This is a genomic window from Teichococcus aestuarii (assembly GCF_003116135.1).
GTDB classification, from domain to species: domain Bacteria; phylum Pseudomonadota; class Alphaproteobacteria; order Acetobacterales; family Acetobacteraceae; genus Pseudoroseomonas; species Pseudoroseomonas aestuarii.
This window is the reverse complement of the sequence record NZ_PDOA01000033.1, coordinates 1-22,722: the sequence shown is the minus strand read 5'-3', so window position 1 is coordinate 22,722 and position 22,722 is coordinate 1. Positions and strand designations below refer to the sequence as shown.

Annotated in this window: 23 protein-coding genes; 9 read left to right on the top strand and 14 right to left on the bottom strand. The window is 71.7% G+C overall.

Going from position 1 to position 22,722, the window contains the following annotated elements:
- Window positions 1–189: 189 nt before the first annotated feature.
- The 7 genes from CR165_RS22845 to CR165_RS22815 form a co-directional block, all read right to left on the bottom strand.
- Window positions 190–690: a response regulator gene (locus CR165_RS22845; RefSeq protein ID WP_109519213.1), complete on the bottom strand. Its 501-nt coding sequence runs from the start codon at window positions 688–690 to the stop codon at window positions 190–192.
- Entirely contained in the window at window positions 687–1,766 is a 1,080-nt protein-coding gene (locus CR165_RS22840) for a sensor histidine kinase (protein ID WP_245906703.1), read from the bottom strand. The genes CR165_RS22845 and CR165_RS22840 overlap by 4 nt, the downstream gene beginning before the upstream one ends.
- The gene (locus CR165_RS22835) at window positions 1,753–2,295 is read right to left on the bottom strand and encodes a methanogen output domain 1-containing protein (RefSeq protein ID WP_109519211.1); all 543 of its coding nucleotides are present in this window, start codon (window positions 2,293–2,295) and stop codon (window positions 1,753–1,755) included. Before CR165_RS22835 ends, CR165_RS22840 begins: the two co-directional genes overlap by 14 nt.
- A gap of 269 nt (window positions 2,296–2,564) precedes the next feature.
- Window positions 2,565–4,145, bottom strand: coding sequence for an ABC transporter substrate-binding protein (locus CR165_RS22830; RefSeq protein ID WP_109519210.1), 1,581 nt, complete (start codon window positions 4,143–4,145; stop codon window positions 2,565–2,567).
- 115 nt (window positions 4,146–4,260) lie between these two features.
- Window positions 4,261–4,572 (bottom strand): GMC oxidoreductase, encoded by a 312-nt coding sequence (locus CR165_RS22825; protein ID WP_219929840.1) that lies wholly within the window; start codon window positions 4,570–4,572, stop codon window positions 4,261–4,263.
- 116 nt (window positions 4,573–4,688) lie between these two features.
- A complete protein-coding gene (locus CR165_RS22820) occupies window positions 4,689–6,062 on the bottom strand; it encodes a sensor histidine kinase (protein ID WP_109519209.1) in 1,374 nt (457 codons plus the stop codon).
- Window positions 6,059–6,778, bottom strand: a complete 720-nt coding sequence (locus tag CR165_RS22815; protein WP_109519208.1) for a response regulator — start codon at window positions 6,776–6,778, stop codon at window positions 6,059–6,061. Before CR165_RS22815 ends, CR165_RS22820 begins: the two co-directional genes overlap by 4 nt.
- Window positions 6,779–7,159: 381 nt before the next feature.
- On the opposite strand from CR165_RS22815, the gene CR165_RS24725 reads away from it, so the two are divergent.
- From CR165_RS24725 to CR165_RS22790, 5 genes are read left to right on the top strand one after another with little or no spacing between them, the layout of a single operon-like run.
- Window positions 7,160–7,810 carry a DedA family protein gene (locus CR165_RS24725; RefSeq protein ID WP_146202016.1) on the top strand — a complete coding sequence of 217 codons (651 nt, stop codon included), beginning with the start codon at window positions 7,160–7,162 and terminating at the stop codon, window positions 7,808–7,810.
- A complete protein-coding gene (locus tag CR165_RS22805) occupies window positions 7,807–8,442 on the top strand; it encodes a class I SAM-dependent methyltransferase (RefSeq protein ID WP_219929839.1) in 636 nt (211 codons plus the stop codon). Before CR165_RS24725 ends, CR165_RS22805 begins: the two co-directional genes overlap by 4 nt.
- Before the next feature lie 41 nt (window positions 8,443–8,483).
- Window positions 8,484–8,948 (top strand): (2Fe-2S)-binding protein, encoded by a 465-nt coding sequence (locus tag CR165_RS22800; protein WP_109519206.1) that lies wholly within the window; start codon window positions 8,484–8,486, stop codon window positions 8,946–8,948.
- A 10-nt stretch (window positions 8,949–8,958) separates the two neighbouring features.
- Window positions 8,959–11,283, top strand: a complete 2,325-nt coding sequence (locus CR165_RS22795) for a xanthine dehydrogenase family protein molybdopterin-binding subunit (protein WP_109519205.1) — start codon at window positions 8,959–8,961, stop codon at window positions 11,281–11,283.
- Between the two features lie 60 nt (window positions 11,284–11,343).
- A complete protein-coding gene (locus CR165_RS22790) occupies window positions 11,344–12,309 on the top strand; it encodes an SDR family oxidoreductase (protein ID WP_109519204.1) in 966 nt (321 codons plus the stop codon).
- A gap of 40 nt (window positions 12,310–12,349) precedes the next feature.
- On the opposite strand, the gene CR165_RS22785 is transcribed toward CR165_RS22790, so the two are convergent.
- Genes CR165_RS22785 through CR165_RS22775 form a run of 3 tightly spaced genes read right to left on the bottom strand, consistent with a single transcriptional unit; the run spans window position 12,350 to window position 16,126 of the window.
- The gene (locus CR165_RS22785; RefSeq protein WP_109519203.1) at window positions 12,350–14,584 is read right to left on the bottom strand and encodes a xanthine dehydrogenase family protein molybdopterin-binding subunit; all 2,235 of its coding nucleotides are present in this window, start codon (window positions 14,582–14,584) and stop codon (window positions 12,350–12,352) included.
- Complete coding sequence (locus CR165_RS22780; RefSeq protein WP_109519202.1) at window positions 14,577–15,632, bottom strand: FAD binding domain-containing protein; 1,056 nt, start codon at window positions 15,630–15,632, stop codon at window positions 14,577–14,579. Before CR165_RS22780 ends, CR165_RS22785 begins: the two co-directional genes overlap by 8 nt.
- Window positions 15,629–16,126 carry a (2Fe-2S)-binding protein gene (locus CR165_RS22775; protein WP_109519201.1) on the bottom strand — a complete coding sequence of 166 codons (498 nt, stop codon included), beginning with the start codon at window positions 16,124–16,126 and terminating at the stop codon, window positions 15,629–15,631. The genes CR165_RS22780 and CR165_RS22775 overlap by 4 nt, the downstream gene beginning before the upstream one ends.
- A gap of 146 nt (window positions 16,127–16,272) precedes the next feature.
- Here CR165_RS22775 and CR165_RS22770 point away from each other — a divergent pair, with 146 nt between their 5' ends.
- Complete coding sequence (locus CR165_RS22770; protein ID WP_109519200.1) at window positions 16,273–16,878, top strand: TetR/AcrR family transcriptional regulator; 606 nt, start codon at window positions 16,273–16,275, stop codon at window positions 16,876–16,878.
- 25 nt (window positions 16,879–16,903) lie between these two features.
- Here the strand turns inward: CR165_RS22770 and CR165_RS22765 are convergent, their stop codons facing one another.
- Complete coding sequence (locus CR165_RS22765; RefSeq protein WP_109519199.1) at window positions 16,904–17,986, bottom strand: aldo/keto reductase; 1,083 nt, start codon at window positions 17,984–17,986, stop codon at window positions 16,904–16,906.
- A gap of 25 nt (window positions 17,987–18,011) precedes the next feature.
- On the bottom strand, window positions 18,012–18,998 hold the full coding sequence (locus CR165_RS22760) for an MBL fold metallo-hydrolase (protein ID WP_109519198.1): 987 nt from the start codon (window positions 18,996–18,998) through the stop codon (window positions 18,012–18,014).
- 112 nt (window positions 18,999–19,110) lie between these two features.
- Here CR165_RS22760 and CR165_RS22755 point away from each other — a divergent pair, with 112 nt between their 5' ends.
- A complete protein-coding gene (locus tag CR165_RS22755) occupies window positions 19,111–20,106 on the top strand; it encodes a LysR family transcriptional regulator (protein WP_367604298.1) in 996 nt (331 codons plus the stop codon).
- Window positions 20,107–20,402: 296 nt separating this feature from the next.
- Here CR165_RS22755 and bdcA read toward each other — a convergent pair whose 3' ends face one another.
- Complete coding sequence (bdcA, locus tag CR165_RS22750) at window positions 20,403–21,116, bottom strand: SDR family oxidoreductase (RefSeq protein WP_109519196.1); 714 nt, start codon at window positions 21,114–21,116, stop codon at window positions 20,403–20,405.
- Window positions 21,117–21,195: 79 nt separating this feature from the next.
- Between bdcA and CR165_RS22745 the strand changes: the two genes are divergently transcribed.
- Together CR165_RS22745 and CR165_RS24720 are read left to right on the top strand one after the other, a co-directional pair.
- Window positions 21,196–21,786: a TetR/AcrR family transcriptional regulator gene (locus CR165_RS22745; RefSeq protein WP_219929838.1), complete on the top strand. Its 591-nt coding sequence runs from the start codon at window positions 21,196–21,198 to the stop codon at window positions 21,784–21,786.
- Between the two features lie 234 nt (window positions 21,787–22,020).
- Window positions 22,021–22,203, top strand: a complete 183-nt coding sequence (locus tag CR165_RS24720) for a hypothetical protein (RefSeq protein ID WP_146202015.1) — start codon at window positions 22,021–22,023, stop codon at window positions 22,201–22,203.
- 291 nt (window positions 22,204–22,494) lie between these two features.
- Here CR165_RS24720 and CR165_RS25490 read toward each other — a convergent pair.
- Window positions 22,495–22,722: hypothetical protein (locus tag CR165_RS25490; RefSeq protein WP_219929837.1), on the bottom strand; the 228-nt coding region annotated here is incomplete at its 5' end.

The window sequence follows — 22,722 nt, the reverse complement described above, 5'->3', positions numbered from 1 at the left end:
ATCTGTCGGGTAGCGCCGCCGCTCAAACGCTGCCTGCCGGGCACGGTGTTCCTTGGTCCACATCCAGCCCATCTGGCCACGCAGGGACGCCCAAACACCTCACCACCAGCATTCTCAAACAGGCAGTCAGATCCTTGCAGGTCCTGATCCGGCGCTCGAAACAGAACCGGATCAGGTGTCCTCACCATCCTACCCACGCAGCTTGGTCAACGCTGCAGCAACGGCCGCGGCGATCTCGGTTGGCGTATAGGGCTTTGTCAGCCAGCCGAGGGGTGCCGCTGCTCCCTCGCCTCGGGCCCGGGTGGCTGCATCGGAGTGTGCGGTCGCGAACAGGCTGGGGATGCCGAGGCTGCTGCGGATCTCCGCCGCAGCGGAGATTCCGTCGCGCGCGCCCGTCAGTCGAATATCCATCAGCACGAGGTCGGGGCGCTCGGCCCGGGCGATCTCCACCGCCTCCTCGGCCGTTGCCGCGACCCCGACCACCTCAAAGCCGGCGGAGGCCAATGCATCCTCGGCGTAGAGCGCGACGAAGTACTCGTCCTCCACCACCAGCACCCGGCCACGGGACGGCGCGCCCGCCCCCAGGCAGCCCTCGTCCTGCACGTGAAGCGGGGACGGCCATCTGGCGGAAGGCAGGCCCGGAAGGCAGCGCCTGGAGGCAGACGCGGCGTGCCATGTCAGCGCGGTCATGCCTTGCCTTCCGCCGCCGACGCGGACTGGCCTTGGAAGCGTACCACGCAGCGCGCACCCCCGGCCCGGCTACGCCCAACCGAGAAGGTCCCGCCGATCTGACGCGCGAGGCCGCGTACCAGGCCGAGGCCGGAAGCCCGCCTGACCACGCCGGCGGCCGGCTCGAAGCCTGGCCCCTCGTCCTCGACCCAGAGTTCGACACTGTCATCGGGCGCTGCGGACAGGCCGACCCAGATCCGGCCCGGCGTGCCATTGGTGCGGGCCCCGTGCTTGACTGCGTTCGCCACGAGTTCGTTCAGGACAAGCGCGAGGGGAATGGCTGCGTCGTTCCCGATCCCGACCGGCTCCGCCTCGACCACCAGGCACCCACGCGTGCCCGATGCCTCTGCCACCATAGTGGCGATCTTTGCGACGAACTCTTCCCCAGGCACGCCTTGGAAGTTCGAGCCCTGGTAGAGCATCTGGTGCACCGCCCCGACAGCCGCCAGTCGGCGAGAGGCCTCCTCCAGCGCCGCAGCCGCCTCCGGCGCGCCGGCCTCGCGCCGCGCTGCCGAGAGCATGCCCGAGAGCATGTGGATGTTGTTTTTCACCCGGTGGTGCAGTTCCCGCAACAGCAGGTCACGCTCGCCGAGTGCCTGTTCAAGCAGGATCTGCGCGCGGCGGCGCTCCATGATCTCCTCATTGAGCTCGCGGATCTTGCGCGTGAGCACGGAGAAGCGCCTGTCCGCCTCCGAAAGGCGCAGGAGCAGGAGCGGCGTCTCGCCCTCCTCGGCAGGAATCAGCAGCCCGGCCTCGCACCGGAAGCGCACCATCTGCCCAGCCGAGTCTCGCAGATCCGCCGCGCCGGGGAGGGCGCTTCGCGACCCGGAGCAGCGGAGCAGGTAATGCCGGAGGGCCGACCCGGCCTCGGCGCCGGGGCAGAGCACAAGAAGATCCCCGCCGGCCTGGACGCCTGGGCCCAGGCGCGCGAGGGCTGCGCGGTTGGCGAAGAAGATCCGCCCTGGTGTGCCGACGAGGAGCGCCGGCTCAGACAGGGCCTGCAGGGCGCGCGCGGCGCCCTCGTCAGGCGCTGGCATGGTCACGGCGGAAATACTCGCGGAGACCCGGCTGGGCCTGCGCGGAGGGCCGGAGGTGGACGACCACCCGGCACCCGGCATGGCCCTGGGCAATGGTGCGCTCGAGCTCGACTCCGGCATAGCCCAAATTCTCCGCTGCGATGGAACCGAAGACGTTCGATGTCATCATGCAGAGCGAGGGGCGGCCCAGGACGAAGTCGCCAAAGGGGCAGGCGCGGTTGCCGAGCACCAGGCGGTCCTCCGTCTCCTCGATGACGAAGAAATCGCCGCGGATGCGCTGCTTGAGGTCGACCAGCACCGCGGCCACCTGCGTGCGGGAGAGGCGCTCGACGGCGAGGGCGCGGCGGTACTCCGCGTCGATGTGCTCTCCCATGGCAGCACCGACGACACTGATGTAGCCGGAAGCCTCCTCGAGGCCGACGATCTCCTGCAGCGTGCCCGCCAGCTCACGCAGGAGGCGCCGCAGGAAGATGTCGCGGTCAAGCTGAACCTCGCCGGCCTCGGCCGGGGCCGTCGTGATCGCAGTCATGGCAGTTCTCCCAGTGGCGCGCGCAATGTCACGTCCTCGAGCCGTTGTTAAGGCCGTCACGATCATGCATCAACACCGGTATCCGCGCAGCGCTCTCGTCGGCACCCGGCGAGGGCATCCGGGAGATCTGCCTATCCGGTCTGCGCCCGCCCCTGCCTCGCTCCCCGTGCATCGGCCACGGCGAGCGAAGCACCCCACGGCAGCAGCCGCCAGGAGCCAGGGATTCAATGCCTTAGGCGGTGGGTGCAGGGATCCCCGGCACCGCCGGGTCAGCCTGGCTGCACGCCCCAGAACTTGGTGAAGCCGGATTGCAAGCCCTGCAACCCGCGCGTCGCGGTCTGCTGCTTGAACTGGCCGAGGGGGTAGTAGGGCACTTCCTCCATGCACACGCGCTGGATGTCCCGGCAGACGGCCTGGCGGCCCGCAAGGTCCGGCGCATCGAACCAGTCGTTGTAGAGGCTCTCCAGCCGGGCACTCTCGTACCAGCCGGCATAGCCTGCCGTGCCATTGCCACGCACGCCCACATGCGTCGCCGGGTTGAGCAGGTCGGTTCCCGTCCAGCTTGTGGCGAACAGGCTCCAGCCGCCGGCCTCCACCGGACCGCGGTTGTTCCGGCGCTGCAGCATCGAACCCCAGTCGGTCGCGACGTAATCGACGTTGACGCCGACCCGCCGCAACATGTCGGCCGCGACATCGCCCAGCGCCTTGATCGTCACGTAGTCGGTCGGCACCAGCAGCACGACCTTCTCGCCGTTGTAGCCGGCGGCGAGGATGTCACGCTTCACCGCCTCGTCGCTGAGCGGCTTGCGGAGCGGGTCGAGCCCGACCTCGCTGGCCATCGGCGTGCCGGGGCAGAAGAAGCCAGTGGGCACGTGGTAGCTGGCGCTGTCGTTGCCGACGATGGCCTGCATGTAGGCGGCCTGGTCGATGGCACCCATGAGGGCACGGCGGATGGCCGGGTTGTTGAAGGGGGCCTGGGTGCAGTTCGGCCGCAGCATGCCGAGGGTGCCCGTCTCCTCCTGCACCCGCAGCCGGATGCTGCGGCTGCGCGCCAGCATGGGCTTCAGGTCGTGCGCCACCTGCTCCCACCAGTCATGCTCGCCGGTCATCAGCGCGCCGGCGGCGGTCGAGGCATCCGGGATGGTGGTCCAGACCACGCGGTCGTAATGCGCGACCTTGGGTCCGGCGGTGCCGAGCGCTGGCCCGCCCTCCCGCGGCCGGTAGCCGTCGAAGCGGGCATAGACATTGCGCGCGCCCTGCAGCCGTTCCTCCTGCACGTAGCGGAAGGGACCGCTGCCGATGATCTCGGTGATCTGTGTGCCAGGGTCGGTGCGCGCGATCCGCTCCGGCATGATGGCCGGCATCATGGCCGTGGTCTTGGCCAGCGCGTCCGCCAGCAGGGGGAAGGGCTTCCTCAGGCGGAAGACGATGGTGCGGTCGTCGGGGGCGGCAATTTCCTCGCTCACCCGCATCAGGGCGCCGCCGAAGGCGTCGCGCGCGCCCCAGCGGCGGATGCTCGCCACGCAGTCCCGCGCCAGCACCGGCGTGCCGTCGTGGAACAGCAGCCCCTCGCGCAGGCGGATCGTCCAGCGCCGACCGTCATCCTCCACCACATGGCCTTCCGCCATCTGCGGATAGGGCACATCGTTCGGGTCCAACCCGTAGAGGGTGTCGAACACCATGAAGCCGTGGTTGCGCGTCACATTGGCCGTGGTCCAATGCGGGTCGAGGAAGGCAAGGTCGATCTGCGGGATGAAGCGCAGGGTGCGGGACTGCCCCTGCGCCAGGGCCGGAGCGGCAAGGGCGGCGGTGGAGATGGCCATCCCCTGCAGCAGTGAACGACGACGCATGAAAGCCTCCTTCAAGGGCTGCGGGTCAGCCACGATACGCGGCTTTCACCGTTGGCCCCAATGCTGCTGATTCGAGCGGCGCTTGCAAGGGCCAGGTTCTTCGCGATGACGCCGCTCATGCCGCCGCTCCCGGCCTTCCGGCCATGCGCTCGGCGATCGCCACGCGTGTCGGGCGGGTGCTCGCGCTTGGCACCTCCGGCATAATGGAGGCGTCGGCCAGGCATGGGCCTGTGCAGCCCAACACGCGGCACTCCGTGTCCACCATCATGCGTGGATCGTCAGTGGCGCCCATGCGGCACGGACCGATAGCGTGCTGCGCGTCGCCGTATCCGCTCAACAGCCAGTCCTCGAGTCCGGCGTTGCTCAGCGCCTCCACCCCGGGTCCACCACGCGGTCCGTGGCCGTGGCCCGTGGTGGCGATGTGCACATGGTGATCCTGGCCCGCTGCACTGCTCCACCCGGGTTGCGGTTCTTCCGGGCACTGTAATTCCCGGGTCTCTGCTGAAGCCAGCGCCCTCGCGGGCCGGGCTCGCCCACGCCGCCTCAGGCTTCCTCGAAGGACAGGCCGGGCAGCGCGACAATCGCCTCGAGGCCGCCGGCGGCAAGGTTGCGCAGCGTGAGGTCGCCGCCATGGGCGCGGATGATGCTGCGGGCCGAGGTCAGGCCCAGCCCCATGCCGCCGGTCGAGGGATTGCGGGCCTTGCTGAGCCGGTGGAAGGGCATGAACACCTGCTCCAGCTTGTCCGGATCGACGCCCGGCCCCCGGTCGCGCACCGTCAGCTCGGCCCCGCGATCCGTGATCCGCAGCGCGATGGCAGGCGGCGTCGCGTGTTTCAGGGCGTTCTCGATGAGGTTCTCGAACACCCGCCGCAGCGCGCGGGGCCGGCCTGTCCACCGCGCGTGGTGCGGTCCCGTGTAGTCGATGCGAATGCCCTGGTCGCCATAGTCGTCGATGATGGTCTTGATGAGCTCGGGCAGGTCGAAGCTCGTCGCCGGCTCCTGCCCGGCATCATCGCGAAAGAACGACAGGGCCGAATCCACCATGTTGCGCATTTCGTCGACATCGCGGAACAGCTTCTGCTGCTGCACGGCATCGCCGATGAACTCGGCGCGCAGCCGCATGCGCGTCAGCGGCGTGCGCAGGTCGTGCGAGATCGCGGCCAGCATGGTGGTGCGGTCCTCGACGAAGCGCCGGATCTGCCCCTGCATGGCATTGAAGGCGACGATCGTCTCGCGGATTTCGACCGGGCCGCTCACGGGAATGTCCGGCGCCCGTGGATCGACGCCGAAGCGGCGGACTGCCCCGGCCAGCTGCGCCACGGGAGAGGCCAGGGAGCAGGCGGCCGCGGCCGAGCAGCCCAGGATCGAGGCGGCGGCGAACAGGACGATCAGCACGCCGCGCAGCGGAGTGGCGATGCCCCAGCTCCGCTCGGCGGCGGAGAAGGTGATCCAGCTGCCGTCTCGCAGCGCGACACTCACGAAATAAAGCTGGCCGCGCCGCATGAACTCCGCGGCCAGGGCGCCTCCCTCGATGGCGGGATGCCCGCTGTGGAGGAACAGGATGGCCCGCGAAGGATCCTCGAGCAGCGCCCGCAGCCGGTCCCGCCCGGCGATGTAGCTGTCCTGCTGGGCGGCGCTTGGCTCGACCAGCGGCGCCGCGTGCCAGGCGACGTCGTAGAGGCGCGTCCCGGCCGAGCGGGCCAGGGCGGCGCGCTGCTCGGGTGGCTGGGACTCGATGATCCGCACCGTCGCCGCGGCCGCCTCCGGGAGGCCGCTCTTCTCGAAGGAAGGCTGACCCCAGACGCCGGAAAGCGTGACGAAGGCGCCGTTCATCGCGACCGTCGCCGCCAGGACGACGAAGATCGTCAGGACGAAACGGCGCGTGATCGTGTCCCGCATCCACAGCCGCGCGATCATGAGCGCGTCACCGGGGCCATGAGGATGTAGCCGCCGTTGCGCACCGTGCGGATCAGCTCCGGGCTCTTCGGATCGGCCTCGAGCTTGCGGCGGAGGCGGCTGACCTGCACGTCGATGCTGCGGTCGAAGGCGGCGTGGTTCTCGCCATGCGCCAGGTCCATCAGCATGTCCCGCGTCAGCACGCGCTGCGGCTTCTCGGCGAAGGCCAGGAGCAGGTCGAACTCACCGCCCGAGAGCGGGATCAGCGTGTTGTCGTCCAGGCGCAGCTCGCGCCGCCTGATATCCAGGCGCCATCGGCCGAAGCTCAGCATGGGGTGGGGGTCTGCCGGCTTCGGCGCGGTGCTGGCCTCCGCGCGGCGCAGCACGGCCTTGATCCGCGCCAGCAGCTCACGCGCGTTGAAGGGCTTGGTGATGTAGTCGTCGGCGCCGATCTCGAGGCCGACGACGCGCTCCAAATGGTCGCTCACCGCGGTGAGCATGATGACGGGTATGGCCGAGGCCATGCGCACCTTGCGGCAGAGCTCGAAGCCGCTCTCGTCCGGCAGCATGACGTCGAGGACGATGACGTCGACGCCCTTCTCCTCCAGCGCCGCCAGCATCTCCGCGCCGCTCCGCGCCAGCGAGACGCGACAGGCGTGGTTCTGAAGGAACTGCGTCAGCAGCATCAGGATGTCCTCGTCGTCGTCCACAACCAGAACGTGGGGCATCGGTGTCATGTCCCTCTTCTACCACCGGGCATGGCGCGGCTTATGACCGGTTTTTATGCTGATTGTGTCTGTGCTGAAACATGGTGTGGATGCTGTCAAACACCGCACATCATGGGGAGGCACAGGCTCCCTAGTCTCGCTCCTGGCAACCAGGAGCACCGCCTTGGCCTCTTCCCTTCCCTGCCCTCCGTCCGGCCGGACCCGCCCTGCCGGCGCTGCAGGCCCCTCCGGCAGGGCGGTTCCCCTGCCCCCGATCTGGCCCGGCTGGCGCGACGGCCACATCGCCAGGATCCACCGTCAGGCCGGCAAGACGCGGAGCCCGGCCGGCGAGGCGGGCGGCGCGGCGCTCGCCGCCCCGCTGCCGGCCGCCGGCACCGGTGGCCGCTGACCATGGATCCGCTCGGCAGCCTCGTCGCATGGGCGGCCCCGCTCGGCTTCGCCGGCCTGTTCGCCGCCGCGGCGTCGGAGCGGCTCGTCCCCATCATGCCCTCCTACGGCCTGCTGGTGGCGGTCGGCATCGGCGCCGGAGATGGCCTGTGGCCGGTGCCGCTCGCCCTCTCCGCCGTGGCCTCCGGCGGCGTGGCCGGATGCCTCGCATCCTACGGCCTCGCGGCCGCGCTGGGGGAGGCCCGCGCGCTCGCCCTGCTGCACCGGGGCGCCCGTCTGGCCGGCCTGCCCGCCGCACGGCTGGACCGCTGGGTGCAGGGCTACCGCCGCCAACAAGGCGCGATCGCCTTCGCCGCGCAGCTCGTGCCAACCATCCGGCTGCTGGCGCCGCTGATCGCCGGCCTGCTTGGCCACGGGTTTCGCGCCTTCCTCCTGGCCACCACGGCGGGCGTCATCGTCTGGAGCGCCTTCTTCGTCGGCCTCGGCTACCTGGCCGCGCAGCGCTCCGCCGGGGCCAACGCCTCCCTCCTCGCGCTCCAGCTCCTGCTGATCCTGCTGGCGGCGGAGGGCGCCGCCCTCCTGCTCGCCTGGCGCCTCCGGCGCCGCCGCCCGCCGCACCCTGTCCTGCTTCCCCTCGAGGACCGCATCCCATGAGCTTCGCCGCCGTGAGCGAGACCTACAGCTTCTTCCGGGCCTGGCTCCTCGATCCATTGCGCGTTGCGGCGGTCATGCCCTCGGGGCAGGCGCTGGCGCAGGTCATCACCTCCGAGATCACCGCCGGGACCGGCCCGGTGATCGAGCTGGGCCCCGGCACCGGCGCCTTCACCCGCGCCCTGCTGGCGCGCGGCGTGCGCGAGGAGGATCTGGCGCTGGTCGAGTTCGGCTCGGAGTTCGCGGTGACGCTGCGCCGCCGCTATCCCAGGGCCCACACCCTCTGGATGGACGCCCGGCGCCTGCAGGGCGTGGAGCTGTTCGGCGGCCGCCCTGCCGGCGCCGTCGTCAGCGGGCTGCCCGTGCTCTCCATGAAGCCGCGCAAGGTGATCGCCATCCTGGAGGGCGCCTTCGGCAAGATGCATCCGGCCGGCGCCTTCTATCAGTTCACCTACGGGCCCGCCTGCCCCATCCCGCGCATCCTGCTGGACCGGCTGGGGCTGAAGGCCATCCGCATCGGCGGGACGCTGGCCAATGTCCCGCCCGCCTCGGTCTACCGCATCCGCCAGCGCCAGCCCCGCCCCCCGGCGCAGGACAGGCCCGCCACGGGCCTCCCTGCGGCGCCGCGCGGATGAGCGGCGGCACGCGGCCAGCACAACGGAATCCGGAGGACAGCATGATCTCCCTCATCGTCAATGGCCGCCCCGTGCGGGTGGACGCCGCCCCGGACAAGCCCCTGCTCTGGGTGCTGCGCGAGGAGCTGGGCCTGCTCGGCCCGAAATACGGCTGCGGCGTCGCCCAGTGCGGCGCCTGCCGCGTCCTGCTCGACGGCCAGTCGGTGCCCTCCTGCGTCACCCCGCTCGCCGAAGCCGCCGGCGCCGCCGTGGTGACGGTGGAGGGCCTGGGCGGGCCGGAGGACGGCCTCTCCGCGCTGCAGCAAGCCTGGATCGACGAGCAGGTGCCGCAATGCGGCTTCTGCCAGCCGGGCTTCCTCATCGCCGCCACGGCGCTGCTGGCGCGCACGCCCCGGCCGACCGATGCCGAGATCGACGCCTTCATCGACAATGTCTGCCGCTGCGGCACCTATCCGCGCATCCGCCGCGCCATCCACCGCGCCGCCGCGGCGCCTGGCCAGGGCTGAGGGGCGCGCCATGGCCCGCCTCCTCTCCCGCCGTGCCGCCCTGCTGGGGGGCGCCGCGCTCGGCGGCACCGTCCTGGCCGCCGCCGCCGCCGGCACCGGCTACCTCGCCTTCGTCGACATGGACGGCCCGGACCCTCATATCGACGGCGACCGCGCCGTGCTCAACGCCTTCGTCGCCCTCCACGAGGATGGCCGCGTGGTGATCCAGGCGCCCCGGACCGAGATGGGCCAGGGCATCCACACCGGCCTCGCCATGCTGGTGGCGGAGGAGCTGGACATCCCCTTCGATGGCCGCATCCGCGTCGAGCACCCGGTCGAGCAGCTGCCGGTCTACGCCAATGCCGGCGCGCCGCTCCGCACCCGCCCCGAGGCGATGCGCGGCCCCCTGATGTGGGCGGCGAGCCGCGCGCTCAGCGTGCTGCCGCTGATGAACACGGCCGGCTCCACCTCGACGATGGGGCTGTGGGTGCCGATGCGCCGTGCCGGCGCCGCGGCGCGCCACATGCTGGTCGCGGCCGCCGCCGCACGGCTCGGCGTGCCGGCCGGCGCGCTGACGACGGCCGAGGGCTTCGTCCGCCACCCCGCCACGGGCCGCAGCATCGCCTATGGTGCCCTCGCGCGCGATGCCACGGCATTCGCCCCGCCGCCGGACCCGGCCCTGCGCCCGGCCTCCGCCTGGCGGCTGATCGGCCGGTCGCAGCCCCGCCTCGACCTGCCGGCCAAGGTGCGCGGCGAGCCGGTGTTCGGCGCCGATGTGGTGCTGCCCGGCCTGCTGCACGCGGCAATCCGCCAGGCGCCGGTGTTCGGCGCGGCCGTCGCGCGCCTGCGCAACGCGGCGGCGGTGCGCGCCCGGCCCGGCATCCTCGACCTGGCCGTGATCGACGGGCGCGGCGTCGCGGTGGTCGCCACCTCCTGGTGGGCGGCCGAGACGGCCGCCGCGCAGCTCGACATCGCCTGGACGGAAACGGCGGCGGACCGCGCCAGCAGCGCGACGCTGGCCGCCGCCCTGCAAGCCGCGCTCGGCGATGAGAGGGCGCATGAGCATCTGCGGGAGGGCGCGGTGGAGGCGGCGTTCGGCCCCGGCGCGGCGCCGCTGGTCAAGGCCAGCTACACCGTGCCCTTCGTCGCCCATGCCTGCATGGAGCCGATGAACGCGACCGTGCTGATCCGCGAGGACGGCACGGCCGAGGCCTGGTGCTCCTCGCAATCGCCGCTCACCATGCGCTGGGGCGTCAATCGCGGCGCCGGCTGGGCTGGCGTCGAGCCGGCCTCGGTCGCCTGCCATGTCACCATGACTGGCGGCGCCTTCGGCCGGCGCGGCGAGCTGGACGTGGTGGCGCAGGCCGCCTTCCTGGCGGCGCGGCACCGCGGGCGCCCGGTCAAGCTGATGTGGTCGCGCGAGGAGGATATCGGCCGCGGCGTGTTCCGCAGCCACGCCGCCGCCCGGCTGCGCGCCGCCCTCGGGCCTGACGGCTTGCCCGCCGCCTATGACGCGCTGGTCGCCGCGCAGGCGGTGCAGCAATCCGCGGCCAGCCGCACCCTGCCATTCGGCCAGGGCGGCAGCCCGGTGGGCGACCGCTTCACCGTGGAAGGGCTGGAGAAGGCCTACTACGCCTTTCCCGCCCGGCGCGTCCGCAGCCGCCATGTGCCGAGCCACCTGCCGGTCGGCGTCTGGCGCTCCAACGGCTATTCCTTCAACACCTTCTTCACCGAATCCTTCATCGACGAATGCGCCCTGGCGGCGGGCCAGGACCCGCTGGCCTACCGGCGCGCCCTGCTGCGCGCGAGCCCCCGTCACCGCGCCGTGCTGGACCGCGTCGCGGCGATGGCCGGATGGGGCCGGCCGATGGCGCCCGGGCGCGGGCGCGGCATCGCGCTCGAGGCCGCCTATGAGAGCGTGGTGGCGCAGGTGGCCGAGGTCACCGTGGCGGCGGATGGCGAGGTCCGGGTCGACCATGTCTTCTGCGCCGCCGATGTCGGCACGGTGGTCAACCCCGATGCCGTGGCCGCGCAGATGGAGGGCGGCATCCTGTTCGGCGCCACCACGGCGATGATGAGCGCCCTCACCCTCGATGCCGGCGCGGTGGTGGAGTCGAACTTCCACGACTTCCCCCTGCAGCGTCTCGCCAACGCCCCGGGCGTGACCGTCGAGATCCTGCCGAGCGGCCTGCCGCCCGGCGGCGCGGGGGAGCCCGGCGTCGTTCCCGTCGCCGCCGCCATCGCCAACGCCATCCACGCCGCCACGGGCCGGCGGCTGCGCGCGCTGCCGCTCGCCGTCACCGAGACGATCGGCACCCGGCGCACCCGCAGCCTCCTGCCAGGCCATGCCGCCTAGGGCCATGGCAAGGCACCGCCCGCCGGACCACAGCACCCGACACGCCAGCCAGGACCAACCATGACCACGCACTGGACGAACAAGGACATCCCCTCGCAGCGCGGCCGCACCGCCGTGGTGACGGGAACCGGCGGCCTTGGCTTCGAGACCGCTCTGGCGCTCGCGCGGGCCGGGAGCCGGGTGATCATCGCCGGGCGCAACCCGGCGCGGGGCGCCGAGGCCGTCGCGCGGATCAGGCACGCGGTGCCGGATGCCGCCCTGGCCTTCGAGGAGGTGGATCTCGCCGACCTCGCCTCGATCGCCGCCTGCGGCGAACGCCTCAACGCCGCCCATGCGGCGATCGACATCCTCGTCAACAATGCCGGGGTGATGACGCCGCCGCGCCGCCAGACCACGGCGGACGGCTTCGAGCTGCAGTTCGGCACCAACCATCTCGGCCATTTCGCGCTGACCGCCCATCTGCTGCCGCTGCTCCGGCGAAGCGCGGCGCCGCGCGTGGTGACGCTCTCGAGCATCGCCGCGCGGCGTGGCGCGATCGACTTCGACGACCTGCAGGCCGAACGCGACTACCGGCCCATGCGCGCCTACAGCCAGTCCAAGCTCGCCTGCCTGCTGTTCGCCTTCGAACTGCAGCGCCGCAGCAACGCGGCAGGGTGGGGCGTGACGAGCCTCGCCGCGCATCCCGGGATCTCGCGGACCGACCTCCTGCACAACGCGCCGGGCCGGTACAGCCTGCAGGGCCTCGCGCGGTCCCTGTTGTGGTTCCTGTTCCAGCCACCCGCCCAGGGCGCGCTGCCGGCCCTGTTCGCGGCGACGGCCGCCGAGGCCAGGAGTGGCGGCTATTACGGCCCGGGCCGGCTGGGCGAGACGCGGGGCCATCCGGCGGCCGCCAAGCCCCCCGAGGCGTCGCTCGACGTCCGCGCGATGATCCGCCTCTGGGAGGTCTCCCGCAGGCTGACGGGGGTGGAGTTCAGCCAGCCCAGGCTGTTGCCGAGCCTCGTGCGGCAGGCTGCGCGCGGCGCCTGAGGCGCGGCGCGCGGGCCTGAAGGCCCGCGAGCCTGCGGCGCTAGCGGCCGAGCTCCTCAATGGCGACAGGGAACCGCCGGATGCGGGTGCCCGTCGCGTGCCAGATAGCATTGGCGATCGCGCCGGCGGTGCCGGTGATGCCGATCTCGCCGACGCCCTTGATGCCCAATGCGTTCACATGCGGGTCCTGCTCCTCCACCAGGATCGCCTCGACGGATGGGACGTCGGCATTCACCGGCACGTGGTACTCGGCCAGATCGGCATTCATCACCCGCCCCGTTCGCGGGTCCATCGCGGCGCGCTCATGCAGGGCGAAGGACAGGCCCCAGATCATGCCGCCGTAATACTGGCTGCGCACCAGCCGGGGGTTGATGATGCGGCCGGCCGCGAAGGCGCCGACGAGGCGCGTGGCGCGGATCTGCCCGAGCTCGGGGTCCACCTTCACCTCGGCGAACACCGCGCCATGCGCGTGCATCGCATAGCGCTCCGCCGCGGCCGGGTCCGCCGCGGCGCTGCCGCGCCCCTCGACGCTGTCGAGACCGGCGCGGGCGAGGATGTCGGCATAGGCCTCGCCGCGGCTCTCGTCGTCCCGCCGCAGCAGCCGGCCGCCGCGCGCGACGACGCCGACATTGCCGGCGCCGAAGAGCGGCGAGCGCGGGTCCGCCACGGCGATCTCCGTCAGCCGCGCGATGGCCTGCGCGCCCGCCGCATGGATCGCGCCGCCGGCCGTCGCGGTGTGGCCGGAGCCGCCGGCGATGCCGGCATTCGGCAGGTCGGAGTGCCCGGCGCGGAACTCCAGCCGGTCGAGATCGAGGCCCAGGCTGTCGGCGCCGATCTGCGCGAAGGCGGTCCAGGCGCCCTGGCCCATGTCGTGCGTGCCGGATTCCACCAGCCCCGTGCCGTCCCGCCGCAGCACGGCCCGCGCCTCGGCCTGGAACATGATCGCCGGGAAGGTTGCCGTGCCGACGCCCCAGCCGACCAGCAGCCCGTCCTCGTCGCGCATCTGCCGCGGCGCCAGCGGGCGGCCGGCCCAGCCGAAGCGCGCCGCGCCCTCCGCGTAGCATTCGCGCAGCGCCTTGGAGGAGAAGGGCTTGCCGGAGACCGGCTCCACCTCGGCATAGTTCCGCAGGCGGAACTCCAGCGGGTCCATGCCGCAGGCATGGGCCATCTCGTCGATGGCGCTTTCCAGCGCGATGCTGCCGCTCGCCTCGCCGGGCGCGCGCATGAAGCCGGGCGTGCCGGTGTCCAGCCGCACCGCCTCGTTGGTCGTCGCGATCGCCGGCGCGGCGTAGAGCGTGTGGCTGACGCCGGCGGAAGGCTCCAGGAAATCGTCGTGGCGGCTGGTCGCGGTGCGCACATGGTGGTGGATGGCGGTCAGCGCGCCATCCCGCGCGGCGCCGAGGCGCAGCGTCTGACGGGTCGGCGAACGGTGGGTGACGGGGCCGTACATCTGCGCGCGCGTCAGCACCAGCTTCACCGGGCGCCCGACGAGCCGCGCCGCCAGGATGCCCAGCACCTGCGGCCCGGACAGCAGCTTCGACCCGAAGCCGCCGCCGATGAAGGGGCTGCGGATGTGGATGTCCTCCGCCCGGATGCCGAGCAGCGCGGCCAGGCGCATCCGCGTCAGCGCCAGGCCCTGCGTCGGCATGTCGAGCGACAGCGCATCGCCTTCCCAGGCGGCGACGACGCCATGCGGCTCCATCGCGTTGTGGAACTGCAGCGGCGTCTCATAGGTGGCCTCGATCCGCCGCGCCGCCGCCCGCAGCCCGGCCTCGACATCGCCGTGCCGCATCTCGCCGGGGTCGCCGACGCCGACGCTCTCCGGCACATAGCCGCCCGGGGCGTCCAGCGTGACCTCCACAGGCCCGGCCTCGTAGCGCGGGGCAAGCAGCGCGGCCGCCTCGGTCGCGGCTTCCAGCGTCGCCGCGATCACCACGGCGATGGGCTGGCCGGCATAGCGCACGCGGTCGTCCTGCAGCAGGTCCAGCTTGAAGGAGAAGGGCACGGATTTGTCGTCCGGGTGCAGCGCCAGCGCCAGACGGTTGGCCGTGACCATCACCTCCACCACGCCGGGATGCGCCCGCGCCGCCGGGAGGTCGAGCGCCGCCACCCGGCCGCGCGCGATGCGGCTGACCGCCAGCACGGCGTGGAGCAGGCCGGCGGGGTGGTTGTCGGCGGCGAAGCGGGCCTGGCCGGTGACCTTCAGCAGGCCGTCGCGGCGGGTGACGGGCTGGCCGATGCTGGAGCCATGCCGCATCTGGCGTGTCTCAGACATGGCGACCTCCGGAAAGGGGGGCGAAGGGAGAAGCCGGCAGCGCCGGCAGCCGCTCCGGGGTGCCGGCGGCGGCCAGGGTGAGGGCGCGGACGGCGATGCGCCGCGCCAGCTCGATCTTGAACGCGTTGTCGCCCGAGGGGCGCGCCGCCGCGAGGGCGGCTTCCGCCGCGCGGCGGAAGGCCGCGGCCTCCGGCGCGGCGCCGGCCAGGGCCGCCTCCGCTTCCTCCGCCCGCCACGGCTTCGCCGCGACGCCGCCGAGCGCCAGCCGCGCCGCGACGATGCGGCCATCGACGATCCTTAGGGCCGCGGCGGCCGAGACCACGGCGAAGGCGTAGGAGGTGCGCTCGCGCAGCTTGGCGTAGCGGGCATGCGCGGCAAAGCCGGCCGCCTCGGCGGGCAGCCGGAGCGCGACCACCAATTCGCCCGGCGCCAGCACGCTCTCCCGCTCCGGCGTGGTGCCGGGCAGAAGGTGGAAGTCGCGCAGCGCGATCTCGCGCCGGCCCGTCGGCCCCTCGACCTCCACCACCGCGTCGAGCGCAGCCAGCGGCACGCAGAAATCGGAGGGGTGGGTGGCGATGCAGTGCTCGCTCCAGCCCAGCACGGCGTGCAGCCGGTTCTCGCCGCCGCGCGCATCGCAGCCGCTGCCGGGATCGCGCCGGTTGCAGGCGCTGGCCGTGTCCTGGAACCAGGCGCAACGGGTGCGCTGCAACAGGTTGCCGCCGACCGTCGCCGCGTTGCGCAGCTGTGCCGAGGCGCCCGAGAGCAGGGCCTCCGCCACGGCCGGAAAGCGCCGGCGGAAGCCGGGATCATGCGCCAGATCGGCGTTGCGCACCTGGGCGCCGATCCGTACCGCGCCATCCGCCTGGTGCTCGATGCCATCAAGGCCCGGCAGGTGGTTCAGGTCGACCAGCCGGCCCGGCCGCGCGACGCCGATCTTCATCAGGTCGAGCAGGTTGGTGCCGGCGGCGAGGTAGGCGCTGCCCGGAACCGCGCCGGCGGCGACGGCCTCGGCCACGCTGCGCGGCCGAACATATTCGAAGCGGTTCATGCCGCCCTCCCCTGCCCGTCCGCCGCCATGGCCCGCGCCGCCTCCACCACCGCCTCGGTGATGCCGCGATAGGCGCCGCAGCGGCAGAGATTGCCGCTCATGCCCTCCCGCACCCGCTCGGGGTCGGCGCCGGTCTGGCCCTCGCCGACGAGGCCGATGGCGCTCATGATCTGCCCCGGCGTGCAGAAGCCGCACTGGAAGGCGTCATGGGCGATGAAGGCCTGCTGCATCGGGTGCAGCGCCTCGCCCTCCGCCAGCCCCTCGATGGTCAGGATCTCGGCGCCGTCATGGCTGAGGGCCAGCGCCAGGCAGGCATTCACGCGGCGGCCGTCCAGCAGGATGGTGCAGGCGCCGCACTGGCCGCGGTCGCAGCCCTTCTTGGTGCCGGGAAGGTCCAGCCGCTCGCGCAGCAGGTCCAGCAGGGTGATTCGCGGATCGTCCAGCTCGAGGGTGCGGGGCACGCGGTTGATGGTGAGCGTGATCGTGTAGCTCATGCGGAGCCTCCGATGGGGGGGCGCTTCCGGGCGGGCCGGCGGGCCTGTCCAGTCGGCTGCCAGAGTGGCATAAGCGGAGTACGCCTCCGCCTGCAAGACTAAACGGAGGCATACTCCGTTTATTGAAGAGGAGATCGGAGCCGACCATGACCGACCAGCCCAGCCGGCCGCGCAAGCCACGCGCCGATGCGATCCGCAACCGCGAGCGCGTGCTGGAGGCGGCGAAGGCGGTGTTCAGCCGGGGCGGCACGGAAGCAGGGCTGGAGGGCGTGGCGCGGCAGGCCGGCGTCGGCATCGGCACGCTCTACCGCCACTTCCCCACCCGGGAGGCGCTGTACGAGGCGCTCTACCGGCGTGAGGTGGAGCAGCTGGCGGAACTGGCACGCCAGCTCTCGGCCGAATTGCCGCCCCTGGCGGGGCTGCGCCGCTGGATCGAGGCGCTGGTGGAGTTCGTCGGCACCAAGAAGGGCATGGCCGCGGCGCTGGCCCTCGCCGCGCACAAGCCGCCCGAGCTGATGGCCTACACCTCCGCCCGGCTCTACGAGGCGATCGGGACGCTGCTGCGCCCGGCGGCCGAGGCCGGGGAGATCCGGCGCGACATCGGCGCGGAGGATCTGCTGCGGACGGTGATCGGCCTCTGCTACCTGCACGAGGGGCCGGGCTGGCAGGCGCAGGTGATGCGGCTGGTCGATGTCTTCCTGGACGGGATGCGGGTGCAGCCCGGTCATCCGCCGGCACCGCCCCGCGGCTGAGCCCGGCGGCGCGCCGGGGCTCGCCTCACGGCAGCAGCCGGGCCCTGGCGCGGGCCTGGGAGGCCCGGATGAGCCCCTGGTACATCCCCTCCTTGCCCGGATACCACGGCATCCGGCCGACATCGCCGAAGCCGGGGATCGTCTCCATATGGGCGACCATGCGGCGGCGCATCGCCTGGTCCGGCAGCGGCCCCCGCAGCGCCTGCGCATTGTCGGCGGCGTGCTCCGGATCGGCGGTGCCGCAGAGCACGCAGGTCACGGCCGGATGGCCCATCGCCCATTTGAGGAAGAACTGCGCCCAGCTCGTCGCGCCGAATTCCCGCGCGAAGGCCGGCAGGGGGCGGCCTTCCACCACCCGCATCAGCCGGGCCTTCTCCAGCGGCAGGTTCACCAGCACCCCGACGCCGCGCTCGGCCGCGGCCGGCAGCAGCCGGCTCTCCGCGCCGCGGGAGAAGATCGAGTAGTTCGTCTGCACGACATCCACCCCGCCCCCCTCGACGATCCGCGCCAGCTCCTCCTGGGCCGCGGTCTCGTGGTGGGTGACGCCGACATGGCGGATCAGCCCCTCGCGCTTCCAGGCCTGCAGCAGGGGGAGGATGACCGGCGCGTTGACGAGGCTGTGGCACTGCATCAGGTCGATCGTGGCGCGCCAGAGGCGGAGGCGGGACTGCTCCAGGCTCGCCAGCGCATGGCTCTCATCGCCGAGGAATGCGCCGGTCGACCAGATCTTGTTGGCGACGAAGACCTCCGCCGCCTCGGGCAGGCCGGCGAGGAAGGCACCGGCGTTCACCTCGGCCGAGCCGTAGAGCGGCGAGGTGTCGATCAGGCGGCCACCGCCGGCGACGTAGCGCCGGAGCACCTCGCGCAGCCCGTCCCGCCGGTCGCCCGGCATCAGGTCGTAGGTCAGGAAGGTGCCGAGGCCGAGCGCCGTCACGGTCTGGCCGGTCCGGCCGATCCGGCGCGTGATCACCGGGTCCGCGGCGGCGGCCATGGGTGACGCGCCATCCCTGGCCTGGGCGTGGGCGCGGGGCGCGCCGGCCAGGGCCGCGCCGAAGGCCGTGGCCCCGAGGAAGCCGCGCCGGCCGGCGCGGGAGGCGTCATGGGTCATGGGAGCGTCTCTCCTGCGCCGTCCGTCAGAACCGCCAGCTGGCCGGGACCCAGGCATAGCCCGTGTCCGTCTTCAGCAGCCGGCCGATGCCGGGGAAGGGAAAGTGGAAGCCGAGCACGGGAATGCGGTCGGCGGCCGCCCGGTCGAACAGGCTGCGCCGGGCGGCCAGGGCGGCGGCGGGGTCACGGTCCGGGCCGGGCCGCCAGGGGCGGTCCACATTCACCACCGGGTGGTAGGCGAGGTCCGCCGTCAGCAGGAGCTGGTCACGCCCCGAATGGACCAGGAAGGCCGCCATGCCGGGCGTGTGGCCGGGAGCCGCGATGGTGGCGAGGCCGGGCAGGATCTCGGCCCCGCCCTCGTAGAGCTCCACCTCCCGCGCCACGGGCTCGACGCTGCGCCGGATGGCGGCGGCGAAGCGGCGGCGGAAATCCTCCGGCACGGGCATGTAGGACAGGTCCGGCTCGCCCCGGACGAAGAACGCCCAGTCGGCCCGCGGCGCGAAGACCGTGGCGCGCGGGAACGCCCTGCCGCCCTCCGCCGTGCGGAGGTTGCCGACATGATCGGGATGGGTGTGCGAGACCACCACCGCGTCGATATCCTCGGGCGACAGCCCGATGGCCGCCAGGTTGGCGAAGAGCCGGCCGCCATTCGGCCCCATGGTCTGCCCGGCGCCCGCCTCCAGCAGGATGCGCCGGCCGCCTGTCTCGATCAGCAGGGTGTTCAGGTTCAGCGCCAGATGATCGGCCGGCAGGAAGGCGCGCCGCAGGGCCTCCTGCAACTCGTCATCCGGCGCGTCGATGGCGTAGATCCGGGGGGGGCCGCCGATCAGCCCGTCGCTCAGCACGGTCGCGGCGATGCCGCCGACCTGGAAGCGGTAGTGGCCGGCATTGCCGGCCGGCGGCAGCACGGTGCCCTGCGCGGCGACGGGGCGGCTCCGTGCGCCTCCCGCCAGCAAGGCCGCCGTGCCAAGCGCGAGCGCCGCCCTGCGCGGCAAGCCGATGACGTTGTGCATCCCAGACCTCCTTCCCGTCACGCCGCCCGCCAGGGCGGGACACGGGCGGAGCCTGGGGAGGGTCCGGCGATCCATGTCTCCGCAGCCATCGCGGCGGGCTGTCCGGCCTCAGATGCGCCGCCTGGACTGTCTGGAAAACCGGTGCAAAACTGCGCGGCCCGATAAGCAGGACTTCGCAATGCAGCCCTGTCGCCTGGACAGCCTGGACGCCTTCGCGGCGGTCGTCCGGTGCGGCGGCTTCCGCGCGGCGGCGGCCGAGCGGGGGGTGTCGTCATCGGCCCTCAGCCAGACCGTCGCCTCGCTCGAGAAGGCACTCGGCATCCGCCTGCTGAACAGGACAACGCGGAGCGTCTTTCCGACCGAGGCCGGCGAACGCCTGCTGGAGCGCCTCGCGCCGGCCCTGGGCGAGATCAGGCAGGCGGTCGCCGATCTTGATCAGTTGCGGGAGAACCCCTCCGGCACGGTGCGCATCAACGCCCCCGGGCCGGCCGCCGACCACATCCTGTGCCCGCTGGCCTTCGGCTTCATGCAGGCCTATCCCGAAGTCAGGGTCGAGATCGTCAGCGACGCGGCGATCGTCGATATCGTCGCCGGCGGTTTCGACGCGGGGGTGCGCTTCGGCAGGCAGGTCGAGAAGGACATGATTGCTGTGCCGCTCGGCCCGCCGCTCCGCTACGCCATCGTCGCCTCGCCCGGCTATCTCGCGCGCCGGGGCACGCCCGCCACGCCGCACGACCTTGTCCGGCATGATTGCATACGCCGCCGCTTTCCCGGCGGGAGCCTTGCCACCTGGCGCTTCGCGAAGGATGGCGAGGCCATCGACCTCACGCCCCAGGGGCGCCTGACGCTCGGCTCGGCGCACCAGGAAATGCAGGCGGCCCTTGCCGGCCAGGGCATCGCGCATGTCTTCGAGGATTATGTGGGCGAATGCCTGGAGCGCGGCGATCTCGTCGAGGTGCTGCGGGATTGGGGCCCGGAATTGCCCTGCTGGTTTCTCTACTACCCCAACCGGCGGCATACCGGTGCGGCGATGCGGGCCTTTCTGGATCACCTGCGCGCCTATGACTGGGGCCGCAAGGCGGCTGGCCGGCCATTGGCCGGGCCGTGAGGCGCTCGAGACGTCAATCAGGCGCGCCAGGCCTGGATGGTTGGAAGGTCGTTTTCTCGATGATCCGCGCGCAGCGTGCTCGTCAGGCTGCCGGCCTGCTTTCGCCGCGATGGCGGCGAGGCGCCCCTCCCGGGCATCCAAGTGGCCAACCGGCTCCTTGCAAGGAGACCCGCGCCTCGGTCCATGAACGAACCGGGCCGGATGGGAAGCGGACATGCCCAGGCGGCCTCGGCGCGGGCTGCCCGGGCGGAAGATGGCCGGGGCGGCGAAGCTCGGCCGCCCCGGGTTCCGCCGTCTCAGGCGCCGAAGCCGCCATCGATCGTGTGCATCGCACCCGTCACGAAGCCCGCCTCCGGCCCTGCCAGCCAGGCCACCATCCCTGCCACGTCCTCGGGCCGCCCATGGCGCTTGATGGCCATGACGGCGTGCTGGATGTCCTTCATCGGCCCGTCCGCCGGGTTCATGTCGGTGTCGATGGGCCCGGGCTGCACGACATTGACCGTGATCCCCCTCGGCCCGAAGTCACGTGCCAGCCCCCGCGCCATGCCTTGCAGCGCCGACTTGCTCATGGCGTAGGCGCTGAGGCCCGGAAAGGGAATCCGGTCGCCGTTCACGGAGCCGATCACGATGATCCGCCCGCCTTCCGGCATCCGCCGTGCCGCCTCGACCGCCGCATGGTAGGGGGCGGCCACGTTGATGCGGATCAGCCGGTCCACCGCGTCCGGATCCTGCTCCAGGGGATCGCCGAAGGCGCCCACGCCCGCATTCACCACCAGCACGTCCAGCGGCCCGCTGTCCCGCACCCGCGCGATCACCGCGTCCCGGTCGGCGCTGTCCGTCACCACCGCCGTGCTGCCCGTCTCGGCTGCCAGCCGTTCCGCCGCCTCACGCGACCCGGCATAGGTAAAGGTCACCGTGGCGCCATCCGCTGCAAATCGCTGCACGATCGCCGCCCCGATACCCCGGCTACCACCGAGCACCAGAACGGACTTTCCTTTGAAACCGCCCACGCGGATCTCCTTGAGATTGAATGTAGTTGTGACTACATAATTCTAAGGGAGGATGTTTGGTCAAGGAGATTCTGTAAGGGTGACTACAAATATATCGCGCCCCCGGGGCCGTCCGCGCCGCTTCGACCCGGAGCAGGCCGTTGCCATCGCCCAGCGCCTCTTCCACACCCAGGGCTACGACGCCGTCAGCGTTGCCGACATCACCGAAGCGCTCGGCATCAATCCGCCCAGCTTCTACGCCGCCTTCGGCAGCAAGGCCGCCCTCTACGCCCGCACCCTTTGTCGCTACACCGGTACCGAGGGCATCCCCCTGGCCGAGATCCTGCGTCCCGGGCGACCCCTGGCGGAGGCCCTTTCGGCGGTGCTGGAGAGCTGCGCCCGCCGCTACGGCGCGGACCCGGCCGCTGCCGGCTGCCTCGTCATCGAAGGCGCCCGCTGCAAGGACCCCGAGGCACGCAATGCCGCCCGCGCCCTGAGCACCACCGCCGCGGACACCATTCGCCAGTTCATCGCCGCGACGCATCCGGAGGCTGCGGAGCGCCTGACCGATTATGTCGTCACGCTCATGGTCGGCCTTTCCACCATGGCGCGGGAAGGTCATGGCGCGGACCGCCTTCTTGCGACCGCACGCCTTGCCAGCTTGGCCCTTGAGCAGGAATTGGGCGCCTGAGCGTTCCGCCATGTGAGGCTGCCAGAGAGGCCGGTATAGGTCGGCCGCCCTCGAAGCACCTCTGGGAACGCTGTCCACGTCCTCACGGCTGAAGCTCGAGAACAGCCAGGTGGACTTTGGCCAGCGTCAAGCATCGGCAGACAATGTCGGAAGCGATGATCCTAAATCCGACGGCTCCTGGAACAGCCTCAGTGTTCCGGCGTTCTAGGGAGGCAGAGGCGATAGGAGGATGAAATGGCCGACCACGCTCCCGAAGGACCCAAGGCGCACCACACGGCTGAGCAGGCGAGCGAAGGCTACATCCAGAAGCCTCCCTCGCCAGAAGACCTGAACAGGATCTCCGAGGCTCAGGCCCAGATCACGGACGACTGGACTGGCGAGCCGCCTGCACAGAAAAAGCCCTCTTCGAAGCCATAAAGCAGATTCCGCGCAGCGCGGGGCGCCATCATGAAGATGATAACCTTTGATTATCATGTCTTAGGTCCGGACGCCATAAACGGCCTCCCTTCGGCGGACGGGGGGAGACCTTTTCTGCGTGTATGCCCTGCGGCACAAACTCTCCTTGAACGGGGATGCAGGTGCGCCTGGAGTCTGGATTTTGATGCCATCTTGCTCGGGTTTGACCGGAGCCTGTCTTTATCAGGTCACTATTCGCCTCAGAATGATAATTATGACAACTTACGAGTGAGACATACCAAAATGAGCCCGTCAGACGCAGCCTTGCAGGTCTGCCGGTGAGGTCTCTCGGCGAAGATGGGAATCGGCATGGCAAGGCCGCTTTTCGCCGGCAGCTACCGGTTCCATCGGTTTTACTGCCTGTTTGAGAATGCTGGTGGTGAGGTGTTTGGGCGTCCCTGCGTGGCCAGATGGGCTGGATGTGGACCAAGGAACACCGTGCCCGGCAGGCAGCGTTTGAGCGGCGGCGCTACCCGACAG

Bases quoted from the DNA above. Each gene is read 5' to 3' on its own strand.
- CR165_RS24725 (WP_146202016.1), top strand. From the start codon at position 7,160: ATGGATCCGCTCGGCAGCCTCGTCGCATGGGCGGCCCCGCTCGGCTTC.
- CR165_RS22840 (WP_245906703.1), bottom strand. From the start codon at position 1,766: ATGCCAGCGCCTGACGAGGGCGCCGCGCGCGCCCTGCAGGCCCTGTCT.
- CR165_RS22760 (WP_109519198.1), bottom strand. From the start codon at position 18,998: ATGCACAACGTCATCGGCTTGCCGCGCAGGGCGGCGCTCGCGCTTGGC.
- CR165_RS22755 (WP_367604298.1), top strand. From the start codon at position 19,111: ATGCGCCGCCTGGACTGTCTGGAAAACCGGTGCAAAACTGCGCGGCCC.
- CR165_RS24720 (WP_146202015.1), top strand. From the start codon at position 22,021: ATGGCCGACCACGCTCCCGAAGGACCCAAGGCGCACCACACGGCTGAG.
- CR165_RS22770 (WP_109519200.1), top strand. From the start codon at position 16,273: ATGACCGACCAGCCCAGCCGGCCGCGCAAGCCACGCGCCGATGCGATC.
- CR165_RS22795 (WP_109519205.1), top strand. From the start codon at position 8,959: ATGGCCCGCCTCCTCTCCCGCCGTGCCGCCCTGCTGGGGGGCGCCGCG.
- CR165_RS22790 (WP_109519204.1), top strand. From the start codon at position 11,344: ATGACCACGCACTGGACGAACAAGGACATCCCCTCGCAGCGCGGCCGC.
- CR165_RS22785 (WP_109519203.1), bottom strand. From the start codon at position 14,584: ATGTCTGAGACACGCCAGATGCGGCATGGCTCCAGCATCGGCCAGCCC.
- CR165_RS22765 (WP_109519199.1), bottom strand. From the start codon at position 17,986: ATGACCCATGACGCCTCCCGCGCCGGCCGGCGCGGCTTCCTCGGGGCC.
- CR165_RS22775 (WP_109519201.1), bottom strand. From the start codon at position 16,126: ATGAGCTACACGATCACGCTCACCATCAACCGCGTGCCCCGCACCCTC.
- CR165_RS22780 (WP_109519202.1), bottom strand. From the start codon at position 15,632: ATGAACCGCTTCGAATATGTTCGGCCGCGCAGCGTGGCCGAGGCCGTC.
- CR165_RS22800 (WP_109519206.1), top strand. From the start codon at position 8,484: ATGATCTCCCTCATCGTCAATGGCCGCCCCGTGCGGGTGGACGCCGCC.
- CR165_RS22820 (WP_109519209.1), bottom strand. From the start codon at position 6,062: ATGATCGCGCGGCTGTGGATGCGGGACACGATCACGCGCCGTTTCGTC.
- CR165_RS22830 (WP_109519210.1), bottom strand. From the start codon at position 4,145: ATGCGTCGTCGTTCACTGCTGCAGGGGATGGCCATCTCCACCGCCGCC.
- CR165_RS22805 (WP_219929839.1), top strand. From the start codon at position 7,807: ATGAGCTTCGCCGCCGTGAGCGAGACCTACAGCTTCTTCCGGGCCTGG.
- CR165_RS22845 (WP_109519213.1), bottom strand. From the start codon at position 690: ATGACCGCGCTGACATGGCACGCCGCGTCTGCCTCCAGGCGCTGCCTT.
- CR165_RS22835 (WP_109519211.1), bottom strand. From the start codon at position 2,295: ATGACTGCGATCACGACGGCCCCGGCCGAGGCCGGCGAGGTTCAGCTT.
- CR165_RS22815 (WP_109519208.1), bottom strand. From the start codon at position 6,778: ATGACACCGATGCCCCACGTTCTGGTTGTGGACGACGACGAGGACATC.